General features: G+C 67.5%; 13 protein-coding genes. 9 read left to right on the top strand and 4 right to left on the bottom strand.

Features of this window, described 5'->3' with window-relative positions; genetic code table 11:
- Nucleotides 1–2: 2 nt before the first annotated feature.
- The 9 genes from hemG to hemL all read left to right on the top strand — a co-directional run bounded on the left by hemG (nt 3) and on the right by hemL (nt 9,988).
- Nucleotides 3–1,460, top strand: coding sequence for a protoporphyrinogen oxidase (gene hemG / locus B5520_RS12060; protein ID WP_079597300.1), 1,458 nt, complete (start codon nt 3–5; stop codon nt 1,458–1,460).
- A 111-nt stretch (nt 1,461–1,571) separates the two neighbouring features.
- Nucleotides 1,572–2,570, top strand: coding sequence for a hypothetical protein (locus B5520_RS12055; protein ID WP_079597299.1), 999 nt, complete (start codon nt 1,572–1,574; stop codon nt 2,568–2,570).
- A gap of 115 nt (nt 2,571–2,685) precedes the next feature.
- Entirely contained in the window at nt 2,686–3,387 is a 702-nt protein-coding gene (gene hemQ / locus B5520_RS12050) for a hydrogen peroxide-dependent heme synthase (RefSeq protein WP_079597298.1), read from the top strand.
- Complete coding sequence (locus tag B5520_RS12045) at nt 3,384–4,646, top strand: ferrochelatase (protein ID WP_079597297.1); 1,263 nt, start codon at nt 3,384–3,386, stop codon at nt 4,644–4,646. Before hemQ ends, B5520_RS12045 begins: the two co-directional genes overlap by 4 nt.
- The gene (hemC, locus tag B5520_RS12040) at nt 4,643–5,641 is read left to right on the top strand and encodes a hydroxymethylbilane synthase (protein ID WP_079597296.1); all 999 of its coding nucleotides are present in this window, start codon (nt 4,643–4,645) and stop codon (nt 5,639–5,641) included. Before B5520_RS12045 ends, hemC begins: the two co-directional genes overlap by 4 nt.
- Nucleotides 5,642–5,648: 7 nt before the next feature.
- The gene (locus tag B5520_RS12035) at nt 5,649–6,527 is read left to right on the top strand and encodes a uroporphyrinogen-III synthase (protein ID WP_079597428.1); all 879 of its coding nucleotides are present in this window, start codon (nt 5,649–5,651) and stop codon (nt 6,525–6,527) included.
- A 10-nt stretch (nt 6,528–6,537) separates the two neighbouring features.
- Nucleotides 6,538–7,521: a porphobilinogen synthase gene (gene hemB, locus B5520_RS12030; protein ID WP_079597295.1), complete on the top strand. Its 984-nt coding sequence runs from the start codon at nt 6,538–6,540 to the stop codon at nt 7,519–7,521.
- Nucleotides 7,518–8,627 (top strand): LLM class flavin-dependent oxidoreductase, encoded by a 1,110-nt coding sequence (locus B5520_RS12025; RefSeq protein ID WP_079597294.1) that lies wholly within the window; start codon nt 7,518–7,520, stop codon nt 8,625–8,627. The genes hemB and B5520_RS12025 overlap by 4 nt, the downstream gene beginning before the upstream one ends.
- 29 nt (nt 8,628–8,656) lie before the next feature.
- Nucleotides 8,657–9,988, top strand: a complete 1,332-nt coding sequence (gene hemL / locus B5520_RS12020) for a glutamate-1-semialdehyde 2,1-aminomutase (RefSeq protein ID WP_079597293.1) — start codon at nt 8,657–8,659, stop codon at nt 9,986–9,988.
- Nucleotides 9,989–10,132: 144 nt separating this feature from the next.
- On the opposite strand, the gene B5520_RS12015 is transcribed toward hemL, so the two are convergent.
- The 4 genes from B5520_RS12015 to B5520_RS12000 all read right to left on the bottom strand — a co-directional run bounded on the left by B5520_RS12015 (nt 10,133) and on the right by B5520_RS12000 (nt 13,619).
- On the bottom strand, nt 10,133–10,870 hold the full coding sequence (locus B5520_RS12015) for an amino acid ABC transporter ATP-binding protein (RefSeq protein ID WP_079597292.1): 738 nt from the start codon (nt 10,868–10,870) through the stop codon (nt 10,133–10,135).
- Nucleotides 10,867–11,631 carry an amino acid ABC transporter permease gene (locus tag B5520_RS12010; protein ID WP_079597291.1) on the bottom strand — a complete coding sequence of 255 codons (765 nt, stop codon included), beginning with the start codon at nt 11,629–11,631 and terminating at the stop codon, nt 10,867–10,869. Before B5520_RS12010 ends, B5520_RS12015 begins: the two co-directional genes overlap by 4 nt.
- Nucleotides 11,632–11,647: 16 nt before the next feature.
- The gene (locus tag B5520_RS12005; RefSeq protein WP_050054486.1) at nt 11,648–12,583 is read right to left on the bottom strand and encodes a substrate-binding periplasmic protein; all 936 of its coding nucleotides are present in this window, start codon (nt 12,581–12,583) and stop codon (nt 11,648–11,650) included.
- Between the two features lie 325 nt (nt 12,584–12,908).
- On the bottom strand, nt 12,909–13,619 hold the full coding sequence (locus B5520_RS12000; protein WP_079597290.1) for a 3'-5' exonuclease: 711 nt from the start codon (nt 13,617–13,619) through the stop codon (nt 12,909–12,911).
- Nucleotides 13,620–13,637: the final 18 nt, after the last annotated feature.

Genomic DNA, 13,637 nt, shown 5'->3' with positions numbered 1-13,637 from the left:
CGGTGGGCAGTGCGCCGCTGGACCCCGGAACTGCGCTGGTGCTGGGCGGCGGCATCTCCGGGCTGCTCTCCGCGCGGGAGCTGGCTGCCGCCGGGTACCGGGTCACCCTCCTGGAGGCCGGCAGCGGGTGGGGCGGCTGCGTGGGCAGCCATGTGGTGGCCGGCCTGACCCTGGACAGCGGTGCCGAGTCCTTTGCCACGCGGTCCGATGCCGTCTCCGGACTTGCCGCTGAACTGGGCCTCGCGGGCAACATCGTGGCTCCCAGGCCCGGCGGGGCATGGGTGCAGCTCCCCGAAGGCCCCCGCGAACTTCCCAAAACCGGGATACTCGGCATCCCGGCCAACCCCTGGGACCCTGAGGTCCGCCGGACACTTGGCCTCCCGGGTTCCCTGCGTGCTTCCCTGGACCGGTTCCTGCCCGCTTCGGTAGGAAGCGGGCGTGACGTGGTCAGCGTCGCCGCCCTCGTCAAGGCCAGGATGGGCGCCCGGGTGCTGGAACGGCTCGTAGCCCCGGTGGTGGGCGGTGTCCATTCTGCCGATCCTGCACTGCTCGACGTCGACATGGTGGCTCCCGGGCTCCGCGCCAGGCTCCGGCAGCACGGCTCCCTCGCCGCCGCCGTCGCCGCCCAGAGGCAGGGCGCCCACGACGCGGCAGGAGTGCCGGGCGCCTCCACCTCCGGCCGACCCGCCAAAGCCGGGTCCGCCGTCGCCGGCCTGACAGGCGGCATGCACACCCTGGTGGATGCGCTGGTCAAGGATCTCCGCGGGCGGGGAGTCACGCTCTTGGCCGATACCCCGGCCGTTTCGGTCGCCCGCTCATCCGAAGGCTGGCGCGTACAGTCCATCGGCGGAACGTTCGACGCCGGCGTGCTGGTGGTGGCGGTGGATGGCCCCACCGCCGTCGACCTGCTGGAAGGGCCGGTCCCCGCGACCGCAGGACAAAAGCCGGCATCAGGACCGGACATAAAGCTTGTCACCCTGGTGCTGGACAACCCCGGCCTGGACAACCGCCCCCGCGGCACGGGTGTGCTGGTGGCACCGCAGACTCCCGGGATCGAAGCAAAGGCGCTGACACATGCCACCGGCAAATGGGATTGGCTGGCAGATGCAGCCGGCCCCGGCCGGCATGTCCTGCGCCTCTCCTATGGCAGGGCGGACGGGGCAGGGGAACCATCCGCCGGGCCGGAGACCGATGACAGCCTCCTGGCCGCCTCCCTGCGCGATGCGGCGGCGCTGCTGGGCGTCGGCATCACCAGGGAAAGCCTGGTGGATTGGGACGTTGTCCGCTGGCCTGGGTCCCTGCCGTTCGCCGCCGTCGGCCACCGCGCACGGGTGACGGCGATCCGGGAAGCCTGCACGGCGGCCGGCGGCCTGGCACTGGTGGGTGGTTGGGTGGCAGGCAACGGGCTGGCCGCCGTGGTGTCCGACACTCGGACACAAGTTCGGAACTTGGTCGGCTGAACGTCGTCGCTGGTCAGCGCGCCACGAGCTCAAAACCTGCCTCTCCCAGGCGGCGGTTTGCCCTTTTGCCGGTTTTAAGTTCCCCCGCCGATCTGGTTAGGGTCGGTGACTATGGTTGACAACAGGTCCGAGCTTTCAATGTCCCGGACCGGTATCCATGGGGGAATCCGGCGCGGCTCAGCAGCTGCGGCAATCGGAGCGGTACTGGTTCTAGCCACCGGCGTTTCTGCGTCCCAGGCAGCGGAGGTGACGCCCGACCCCGGTGACCCGGCCGCACCCGTCACGCAGCAGAACAAGATCCTCCCCCTGGAAGCCTCCCTGCAGGGCCAGTCCGAGGCCGCCCGGCAGGATGCCCCCGGCCAGAACCGCGACGGGAAAGATGCCAAGGGCAAGGAATCCGGCGGCAACGGAAACGGAAAGGGAAAGCAGGCCGATCCCGGCAAGGCTCCCAGCCCCAGCCCATCCGCAAGTGCCTCCGCGATTCCAGTGCCGCCGGCGCTTCTCCCGGCGGTAACGGCCACCCTGAGTCCCTCAGCAACCGCCGCACCCACCCCCAGCACGGAGCCGTCTGGCGCGCCCACGGCCAGCGCGCCGGGTGCCGGCAAGACTCCCACCACCCCCTCTGCAACATCGGCTCCGGCGCCGTCGCGAACTGCACCGGCCGCCTCCGCCGCCACTCCGGCCCCTGCTTCAGCGCCGGCTCCGGACGCAGGGGTTTCGGACAGCCCGGAAACCTCCGCGGCCCCCGCAGGCGCACCGGCAGCAAACCCGGCATCCCCTGCATCCCCTGCATCAGAGCCGGGCAAACTTGCGGCGGCGGCGGAGGAGCAAACCGGAATCGACGCCACGGCAGGACAAGCACCCTTTGCCGGGACGGCTGCTACGGACCGCCAGGCCGCTGCTTCACCCTTGTATTCCTCGCCCTACGCCGCGCCGCAGGCCACCGGTTGGACGCCGTACTCCACGGGCACGCCGGGCAGCACGCCGCGCAGCAATGCCCGGCTTGCTGCACAGCCGGAACCGCGCAGCGCCATGGTCTGGCTGGGCTCAGGGCTGGTTGGCGTGGCCGGTGCCGCCGGGCTGGTCCTTTTCCGCCTGCGCAACCCCTAGGCCGGCACCCGGTCGGTGCCGGCCTGCGTGCAGGCCTGTGACCTTGCGCACTTCTACGAGCTGTAGAAACTCGTTGGTTTCGACTTGACGCGTACTACAGGGCAAACTTGTAACCATGAGCCACACTTCTGCCGAATCTGTCACTAAAACCGAAGAATCAGCCGAGCAGTTCTTCACTCTTTGGACGGTCTTCAAGCGGTCCGAGGCAGTGGTCCGCAGCGCCAATGCCGCCGCTGACTTCGAGGCCCTGCTGGAACGGCTTGCCGAAGCGGGCGTGACCCATCGCGGCAGCTACGACGTCTCGGCCATGCGCGCCGATGCCGACATCATGGTGTGGCTCCACGGCCCCAAGCCGGAAGCCCTGCAGCAGGCCATCCGCGACATCCGCCGCAGCACCCTTTTCACCGGAACCGAGATCGTCTGGTCCGCCATGGGTGTCCACCGCGAGGCTGAGTTCGCGAAGAACCACACGCCCGCATACTCCCGCGGGGTGGCACCGGCTGAATGGCTGTGCGTCTACCCGTTCGTCCGCTCCTACGAGTGGTACATCCTTCCCGAGGCCGAGCGCGGAAAGATGCTTCGCGACCACGGCCTGCTGGGCCGCGACTTCCCGCAGGTCATCTCCAACACGGTCTCCTCCTTCGCCCTGGGCGACTGGGAGTGGATCCTCGGCCTGGAAGCTCCCGAGCTTGTGGACCTGGTGGACCTGATGCGCCACCTGCGCGCCACGGAAGCACGCAACCACGTCCGCGAGGAAATCCCGTTCTACACAGGACGCCGGATCTCCGCCGAAGAGGTAGCCGAGGTCCTCGCATGAGTCCCCTTGATCCGCAGGGAACCACCGCCGTTAACCCTGTCACAGAGGCCGGCCGGATGGCCCCCAAGGATTACGACGCCGTCCTCCTCGCCTCGTTCGGCGGCCCCGAAGGGCAGGAGGACGTCATCCCGTTCCTCCGCAACGTCACCCGCGGCCGCGGGATCCCGGACGAGCGGCTCGAGGAAGTCTCGCACCATTACCGGGCGAACGGCGGCATCAGCCCCATCAACCAGCAGAACCGCGAGCTCAAGGCGGCACTCGAAGCCGAACTGGCCGCCCGCGGCATCGAACTTCCGGTGCTGTGGGGCAACCGCAACTGGGCGCCCTACATCCCGCAGACCCTGCAGGACGCGTACGACGCCGGCCACCGCCGGGTGCTGATGATCACCACCAGTGCCTACTCCTGTTACTCCAGCTGCCGCCAGTACCGCGAGGACATCGGCATGGCCCTGACCGAAACCGGCCTGGACGGACGCCTTGAGGTGGACAAGGTCCGCCAGTACTTCGACCACCCCGGCTTCGTGGAGCCGTTCGTGGAAGGTACCGCCGCCGGCCTCGCCGACGTCCGTGCCAAGCTGGCAGAAGCCGGAACCCCGGACGCGCCCATCCAGATCCTCTTCGCCACCCACTCCATCCCCACCCGGGACGCCGACGCAGCGGGCAGGTCCGAGGGCGAACCGCGCGAATTCGAGGAAGGCTCAGCCTATGTGGCCCAGCACCTCGCCACTGCCGCGGCCGTCATCGGCCGGGTCCAGGAGGAATCCGGCCTGACCGCACCCTGGTCACTGGTGTATCAGTCCCGCTCCGGCGCCCCGCACGTGCCGTGGCTTGAGCCTGACATCAACGATGCAATCGAGGAGCTGGCCGGCCAGGGCATCAAGGGCATCGTCATCGTGCCCCTGGGCTTCGTCAGCGACCACATGGAAGTTGTCTGGGACCTGGATACCGAGGCCCTGGAAACCTGCGCCAACCTGGGCCTGGCCGCCACCCGCGTCCCAACCCCCGGAACGCACCGCAAGTTCGTCAACGGCCTGGTGGACCTGATCTCCGAACGCACGGCGGCAAACAACATCAGCGACCGCCCTGCCGTGACGGACCTGGGCCCCTGGTACGACGTATGCCGGCCCGGGTGCTGCGCAAACTTCCGGGGCGAAAAGCCCACGATCTCCGGGGCGGACACCACGGTGGGCACCGGCCATGACCCCTATCCCGCGGCACCGGCCGGCCGGGACGCAACCCAGGGAGCAGCACAGCAGTGACCGTCCGGATCGGAACGAGGGCCAGCAAGCTGGCCCTGACCCAGACGCAGCAGACCGCGGACCAGCTTGCCGCCGTCGGAGGCTTTCCCGTGGAGCTCGTCCACATCAGGACCGATGGCGACGTCCTCACCGGATCGCTGTCGCAAATGGGCGGCACCGGCGTTTTCGTTGCCGCCCTGCGCGACGCGCTGCTCCGGAACGAGTGTGACGTCGCCGTCCATTCGCTGAAAGACCTGCCCACCGGGGCGGCAGTGGGTCTCAGCCTTGCAGCGACGCCGCGGCGCGTGGATGTCCGTGACGTCCTCTGCGCACGGGACGGGCTGAAGCTCGCCGATCTACCTGCCGGTGCCACGGTGGGGACGGGTTCGCCCCGCCGCGCCGCCCAGCTCCGCGCGGCCCGGCCCGACCTGGAAATCCTGGACATCCGCGGCAACGTAGACACCCGCCTCGGCAGGGTCCCCGGGCTCCCCGGCAACACCACGGACCAGGTTGTTCCTGGCAAGTCCTGCGACCTTGACGCCGTTGTGCTGGCGGCAGCCGGCCTGGAGCGCATCAACAGGCTGGACGCGGTCAGCGAATACCTCGAGACGGACGTTATGCTCCCCGCCGCCGGACAGGGTTCCCTGGCGATCGAATGCCGCACCGCCGATGCACCTCCGAGGCCCGGTTCAACCGAAGGATCCCGGCGGGTGCTTGCCCAGGCGCTGGCTGCACTCGATGACCCGGACACCCGGCTCGCCGTCACCGCGGAGCGGGCCCTGCTGGCCCGGCTTGAGGCCGGGTGCGCGGCTCCGGTGGGCGCCTACGCCTACCGCAAGGGCAGCATGCTTCACCTGGAAGCCGTGGTGTGTGCCGTGGACGGCACAGCTTCGGTCCGGGACAAGCGCGCAACTGACGGGCTGACCGAAGTGGGGGCCACCCTGCTGGGCATCGAACTGGCCGAAGTCCTCCTTGCCGGCGGGGCCGCCGACATCGCAGACCTGCAGGCTTCCTGACCTGGCCATGGGATCGCCTTCCCGTGCATCCGGTCCGGACCAACCGCTCAGCGGAGCCCGGGTCCTGGTCACGCGCAGCCCCGAACGCTCGCTCTCGCTCGTGGCTGCACTGGAAGAGGCCGGAGCCAGCGCCGTCCTCCTGCCGCTCATCGACTTCGAACGGGCGGCAGACCAGCATTCCCTTGACGTAGCCTGCGATGCCGTGGGCGCCGGCGCCTTCGACTGGCTGGTGGTCACGAGTGCCACCACGGTCCATGTCCTCCTGGACAAGGCAAAGGATCGCGGCGTGGTGCTCAACCAGTGGATCCCTGCCGGCACCCGTATCGCTGCCATCGGTCCGGCGACGCGCGGGCTGCTGGAAGCGAACGGGTTGGTTGTCCACCTGACGCCTTCGGGCGAGCAGTCCGCCGCCGGGTTGCTCGAGGTGTGGCCGGGCGGAGGCAGGGTCCTGCTGCCGCAGGCCGACATCGCTGCACCCCGGCTGGCCGAGGGACTGCTCGCGGCGGGCAGCAACGTTACGGTGGTCACCGCCTACCGGACCGTCGAATACCCGGCGTCAGCGGAGCGCAGGCTCGCCGTCCCGGTGGAAGACGGGGGACCGGGCCAGGCGCCGCCGTCGTACTCGCTGCTGTCACCGGCCGCAGCCGCTGCCGGGATAGCGGACGGAAGCATCCATGCGGTCGTCGCAGCCTCGCCCAGCGCGGTGCGGCGCATCGCTGACCTCACACCGCTGCACCGCTGCCGCCTGGTGGTGATTGGGCGTTCGACGGCGGAGCAGGCGGCCGCGCTTGGCCTGCCGGTGGCCGCGGTGGCGGCTGAGCCCACGCCGGAAGGCCTTGTTGCCGCCGTCGAAGCCGCCCTTGGGCACCAACCTGAAACAACGTGAAGGACAGGACATGACTTTTCCCAGCCAACGCCCCCGCCGCCTCCGCACCACGCCTGCCATGCGCCGGCTGACCGCTGAAACACGCCTGGCGCCGGCCGAGCTCATCCTTCCGGCCTTCATCAGGGAGGGGCTGACCGAACCCAATCCCATCACGTCCATGCCGGGCGTTGTCCAGCACACCACAGACACCCTCAAGCGTGCCGCCGCCGAGGCTGTTGAGCTGGGACTCGGCGGGATCATGCTCTTCGGCATCCCCGAAACCCGCGATGCTGAGGGCTCGGCCTCCCTGGACCCGGAGGGTGTGCTGAACAAGGCCATCCGGGACGTCCGGGCCGAGGTTGGTGATGATCTGGTGATCATGAGCGACGTGTGCCTGGACGAGTTCACGGACCATGGCCACTGCGGCGTGCTCGACGACGACGGGTACGTGGACAACGACCGGACCGTGGAAATCTACGCCCGGATGGCCGTGGCACAAGCGGATGCCGGAGCGCACATGCTGGGCCCTTCCGGAATGATGGACGGACAGATCGCCGCGATCCGTGCCGCCCTTGACGAAGCCGGCCACACCAACACCTCAGTCATTGCCTATGCTGCGAAGTACGCGTCCGCTTTCTACGGACCGTTCCGTGAGGCGGTGGATTCGCAGCTGAAGGGTGACCGCCGGACGTACCAGATGGACGCCGGCAACCGCACCGAGGCCCTGCGTGAGGTGGAACTCGACCTGGTGGAGGGCGCCGACATCGTGATGGTGAAGCCGGCCATGAGCTACCTGGACATCGTGGCCGACGTCGCCGCGATGAGCCCCGTGCCGGTAGCCGCGTATCAGATCTCCGGCGAGTACGCCATGATCGAAGCGGCCGCGGCCAACGGTTGGATCGACCGGCGGGCGGCCATCACCGAGTCCGTGCTGGGAATCCGCCGGGCCGGTGCCCACATGGTGCTGACGTACTGGGCGGCCGAACTGGCCGGCTGGCTCAAGGAATCCCGGTGAGCGAGGCCGTTTCCTCCGGGTTCACCACTTCGCCCGGACCCGGTGGGCAGAACCCGACTGCGCCCGTGGGCGATGACCGGATCCTGCTCGGCCTCAATACGTTCGGCGACGTCGGCGAGAAGCCCGACGGCAGCCCGTTGCCGCATGCGCAAGTCCTGCGGCAGCTGCTGGAACAGGCAGAGCTGGCAGACGCCGTCGGACTCCACGCATTTGGCGTGGGGGAGCACCACCGCAAGGACTTCGCGGTGTCCGCCCCGGAAGTCTTCCTGGCGGCGGCAGCCGCCCGCACGCAGCAGATCCGGCTCGGCTCAGCGGTCACGGTCCTCAGCTCGGATGATCCCATCCGCGTGTTCCAGCGGTTCTCCACGGTGGACGCCATCTCGAATGGCCGGGCCGAGGTGATGCTGGGCCGCGGGTCCTTCGTTGAATCCTTCCCGCTCTTTGGATTGGACCTGGCCGACTACGAACTCCTGTTCGAGGAGAAGCTGGAACTGTTCAGCAAGGTGCGGTCGCAGAAGCCTGTGCACTGGGAAGGCCGCACCCGGCCGGCCCTGCACGGCCTCAGCGTCTACCCGCCCCTGGAACACCATCTGTTGCCCACCTGGATCGGGGTTGGTGGAACACCTGAATCGGTGCTCCGCTGCGCACAGTACGGCTATCCGATCATCTTCGCCATCATCGGCGGCCAGCCGCGTGCCTTCCGGCAGCTGGCTGACCTCTACCGCGAAGCCATGTCCAAGTACGGGCACCCGATGCAGCAGATGGCCACGCATTCGCCGGGGCACGTTGCCCCCACCGACGAAGAGGCCAGGGAGGAATTCTTCCCGCACTGGCTGACGCTGCGGAACAGGATCGGAGCAGAACGTGGCTGGGGTCCCGCCGGACGGTCCGAGTTCGACGCGATGTGCGCTCCCGAGGGTGCCCTTTACGTCGGATCACCGGAGACTGTGGCCCGGAAAATCGTCCTGCTGAAGCAGAACCTTGGGGTGGACCGCTTCGACCTGAAGTACAGCAGCGGGCCGTTGCCGCACGGGGCGATGATGCGGTCCATTGAGCTCCTGGGCACGGCAGTGGCGCCCAGGGTGGCTGAACTGCTCGGCAGCTGACGCGCCGGCTAACTGAGAGAATAGGAACCATGACTTCCAGCAATCCTCGCAACGAGGCACTCTTCGACCGCGCCCGCCAGCTGATGCCGGGCGGCGTCAACTCACCGGTCCGCGCCTTCGGATCCGTGGGCGGGACCCCGCGCTTCATGGTCGCCGCCAAAGGGCCGTACCTGACGGACGCCGACGGCAAGGAATACGTGGACCTGGTATGCTCCTGGGGCCCCGCCCTGCTGGGCCACGCGCACCCGGCCGTGCTGGACGCCGTCCACGCCGCCGTGGACCGCGGGCTGTCCTTTGGCGCATCCACCCCGGATGAGGCCAACCTGGCCGCCATTGTCCAGGAACGCGTGCCCGCCGTCGAACGCCTCCGCATGGTGTCCACCGGCACCGAAGCCACCATGACGGCCGTCCGCCTGGCCCGCGGCGTCACCGGCCGCAACCTGATCGTCAAATTCGCCGGCTGCTACCACGGGCACCTTGACAGCCTTTTGGCATCGGCGGGCTCGGGCGTGGCAACGCTCGCGCTTCCCGGCTCGGCCGGTGTCACCGAAGCCACCACGGCCGAGACCCTGGTGCTGCCGTACAACGACCTCGCGGCGGTCAAGGAAGCCTTTGCCACCCACGGGCAGAACATCGCGGCCGTCATCACCGAGGCCGCCCCGGCCAACATGGGCGTGGTCACTCCTGAGGAAGGCTTCAACCTGGGGCTGTCGCGCATCACCCGCGAGCACGGCGCGCTGCTCATCGTGGACGAGGTCCTGACCGGCTTCCGCACCGGCTACTCCGGATATTGGGGCCTCACCGGCGGAGCGCCGGACGCCGCCGAACCCTGGACGCCGGACCTGCTCACCTTCGGCAAGGTCATCGGCGGAGGAATGCCGACGGCGGCCCTCGGCGGGCGTGCCGACGTCATGGACCACCTGGCGCCCACCGGTCCGGTCTATCAGGCCGGCACCCTGTCAGGTAACCCTGTGGCGATGGCGGCGGGTGTGGCCACCCTGACCCACGCCACCCGGGACGTGTACTCGTTCATCGACGTCCGCTCCCTGGAGCTTTCCTCAGCCGTGTCCACCGCCCTTGACGCAGCAGGGGTGGACCACTCCATCCAGTTCGCCGGGAACCTGTTCTCCGTGGCCTTCGGCACGTCGGCCCACGGCGTCCACAATTACGCCGACGCCCAGGCCCAGGAGACCTTCCGCTACGCACCGTTCTTCCACTCGATGCTGGAATCGGGCGTCTACCTGCCGCCGTCGGTCTTCGAAGCCTGGTTCCTCTCGGCAGCGCACGATGACGCCGCCATGAACCGGATCTACGACGCCCTTCCGGCAGCAGCAAAGGCCGCGGCGGCCGCCCAGGGCTAGTCCCGCCGCCGGCCCCTTAACTCCCCGCGAGATGGCACTTCACGGCAATCCCGGCGCGTGGAACTGCCGTTAAGTGCCATCTCGGCGCAAACAAAAAAATCCCCGGTTGCGGCGCAACCGGGGATTTCTTTTATGCTGCAGGCGTTACAGGACGTCCGAGAGGAAGCCCTTGAGCCGGTCCGTGCGGGGCGCGGTGAAGAGCTGTTCCGGAGGCCCGGACTCCACCACAACACCGGCATCCATGAACGTCACGATGTCCGACACGTTGCGGGAGAAGCCCATCTCGTGGGTGACCACCACCATGGTCATGCCGCCCTTCGCAAGGTCCGTCATCAGCGCCAGGACACCCTTCACCAGCTCAGGGTCCAGGGCCGAGGTGGCCTCGTCGAAGAACATGACTTCCGGCTTCATGGCCAGCGCGCGGGCAATCGCGACGCGCTGCTGCTGGCCGCCGGAGAGGTTGGCCGGGCGGGCGTCAGCCTTGTGCTTCAGGCCCACCAGGTCCAGCTGCTCAAGGGCTTCGGCGCGCGCCTGGTCCGCGGGCAGCTTCCGGAGCTTGCGGAGCGCCAGCGAAACGTTCTCCACCACGGTCTTGTGCGGGAACAGGTTGAACTGCTGGAACACCATGCCGATCCGCTGCCGGAGCTCGTCAGGGTTGTCCTTCAGGACCGAACGGCCATCCAGCAGGATGTCGCCCTGGTCCGGCTCGATCAGCCGGTTCATGACCCGCAGCAGCGTGGATTTACCAGACCCGGAGGGGCCGATCACCGATGCCGTGGTGCCCTTCTCCACGTGCAGGTCAATGCCGCGGAGAACATGGTTGTGGCCAAATGAGAGGTGCAGGTTCTTGCCGGTCAGGGTTCCGGAAGCGAACTCCGTCATGCCTGTGCCCCCTTGCCGATAGGTGCTGCCAGCTCATCCGGTTCCTTCTTCTCCGGCTTGCCGGTACGCAGCCGGTGGTCGATGAAGTTCACGAAGTGGGTGAGCGGGACGGTCAGGATCAGGTACAGCACACCGGCCGCAACCAGCGGTGAAAGGTTTCCCGTGTTGGCCATGGCGTCATTTCCGATCCGGAAGATTTCCCGGTCGGAGGCGGCCAGGCCCAGCATGAACACCAGCGAGGAATCCTTCAGCAGCGAGATGAACTGATTCACCAGGGCCGGAAGGACCCGGCGGATGCCCTGCGGCACCACCACCAGCCGCATGGAGCTGCCGTAGCTGAATCCGAGCGCCCTGGAGGCCTCCAACTGTCCCTTTTCAACACTCTGGATGCCGGACCGAAAGATCTCGCCGATGTAGGCGGCTGCGATCAGGGTCAGGGCCAGGATGCCCAGCGGATAAGGATTCCGCGAACCCGTGATCTCACGGGCGATCGGGCTCAGTCCGATGCCGATGACCAGGATCACTAGGATGGCCGGGAGGCCGCGGAAGATATCGGTGTAGATACGTGCCACCCACCGGGCTCCCGCGTTGCGGGAGATCCCCATCATGGCCAGCAGCAGCCCCAGCAGGGAACCGAGAACGCCGGAGGCCACAGCCAGGATCAGGGTGTTGGGCAGACCCACCATGAGCAGGGCGGGAATGACTTTCACCATTTCCTCCCAGTTGAAGAAGGTGTCAGCAAGCTGGTCCAGGAGATCCATGAACGTCCCGGCTCAATCAGCTCTGGGGAACCGTGGCGGCCTTGCTGCCCGGCTTCCAGTCAGTCGGCATTTCGCGGTCCGGGTACCACTCCTTGGTCAGCTTGGACCAGGTCCCGTCTTCAACTACGGCGTCAAGGCCGGAGTTCAGCGCATCAATCAGGGGCTGGTTGTCCTTGGCCACAGCGTAGGCAGTGAAGTTCTCGGTATTGATCTTGGACTCGACGATGGCGGTGCCGTCGCCTTCCTTGACCTGGCCCTCAGCCTGCTGGGAAGGCGCCACCCAGGCATCCACCTGGCCGTTGCGGACGTTGGCGTACACGGTGGCGTAGTCCGGGAAGCGGATCGGTTCCATGTTCAGCGTGTTGGTAACGTAGTCGTCCTGGACCGTGCCCTGGACAACGCCGATGCGCAGATCCTCCGTCAGGTCGTCAAAACTCTTGACGTCGCCGTCGGTCTTGGCCACAACGGCCATGAAGCCGAAGTCGTAGCCGTTGGTGAAGCCGACATTCTGGCGGCGGGCTTCGGTGGTGGAGATGGAGGAGGACCCGACGTCAAACTGCCGGGTGGAAACCTGGGAGAGCAGGGCGGAGAAGTCGGTGGCAACGAATTCGACCTCGAGGCCGAGCTTGCCGGCAATAGCGCGCAGCAGTTCGTTGTCGTAGCCCGTGAACTTGCCGGAGGGATCAATGAAGATGTTCGGGGGTGCATCCGAGAGGGTGCCCACCTCGAGCTTGCCTTCGGTGTTGAGACCGAGCTTGGTCTTGTCGATCTGGTCGATCGGGGTGACGTCGTCAGTGGTGTACTTGTCCAGCGTCTGCTGGTCGCTGCCGGCGAGGGCGTCAGTCGGGGTACCGCTGGGCTGCGAGGATCCTGAGCCGCAGGCTGCCAGGGAAACAGCGAGGGCGAGTGCAACGGGCGCGGTAGTGAGCCACTTCATCGCTTTGATTTTCATCAGGTTGTCACTTTCATTGAGTCATAAGTCAACCGGGCCGCAAGGCTGCGCTGGTGGCGCCTGGCACCTGCCCGGTGCTGGTCAAGCACGTCCAGGGCAGGGGTGACCGCAAAACTTTATTCTCTCACTTCCCCGCTTCGGTGCGGCGGGCTGAATAAGGAAGAGCTGTTCTCCGCCAAGGCCGAAGAATATTCCGCTGTGGCACGTTGGCGGCGTCCGGACCACCGGGTTCAGGCGCAGGGAGCGAATAGCCGACGTCACGAGCGTGTACCGGCGGGGCGGCGCGGGACATGTGACTTGCCTCGCACCATGGGCGGTGGTCCGCCTAGAAGCCGCCGATGCTGGCGTCCTGGGGAGGAAGGACCGGCCAGTCACCTTCGATCACTGCGGCCGGCTTGGTCTTGCGGAGGTAGCCCTGGAAGTCTGCTGCCTGGCTGACGGCCCAATCCACCTGCAATTGGTGAAGCTGGCTGGCGGGCATCATCAGCTTGGGAAACTTGCCCGCCATGGCGTCCAGGACCTTCAGCGTGGCCAGGGCATCAGCCGCCGAGGTGTGCGCGTTGTCCAGGACTACCCCGTACTCCTCGCACAGCGCCGTCAGGGTCCGCTTGCCCTTGCGGTAGCGGTCAACCTGCTTGTTCATGATGTACGGGTCCAGGACGGGGAACCGGGTGAGCTGGGGCACGCCATACCGGGCGGACTCCGCGGCCAGCACCGTGAAGTCGTAGCTGGCGTTAAAGGCGATGACCGGGACGCCGGCGTCGAAAAGATCCTGCAGGACAGCTGCCAGTTCCCTGGTGACCTCGTGGGCAGGCCGCCCGTCCCGCCGGGCCTGTTCGGTGGTGATCCCGTGCACGTCGCTGGCCTCGGTGGGTATCTCGACGCCCGGGTCCGCCAGCCACTCATGCTCGTCGATGACGTCTCCCTTGTGGTCCACAACAGTCACCGAGGCCGTGACAATCCGCGCGGCACGCGAATTGCGTCCGGTGGTTTCGAGGTCGAAAGCTGCTCGGGGGAGGGTGTTCCAGGTGCTCATGTTTCAACGCTAACGGGC

This window comes from Arthrobacter sp. P2b (assembly GCF_900168295.1).
Classification (GTDB): Bacteria; Actinomycetota; Actinomycetes; order Actinomycetales; family Micrococcaceae; genus Arthrobacter.
Note: the sequence above shows the minus strand (reverse complement) of the source record. Positions and strands in the feature narration are given on the sequence as shown.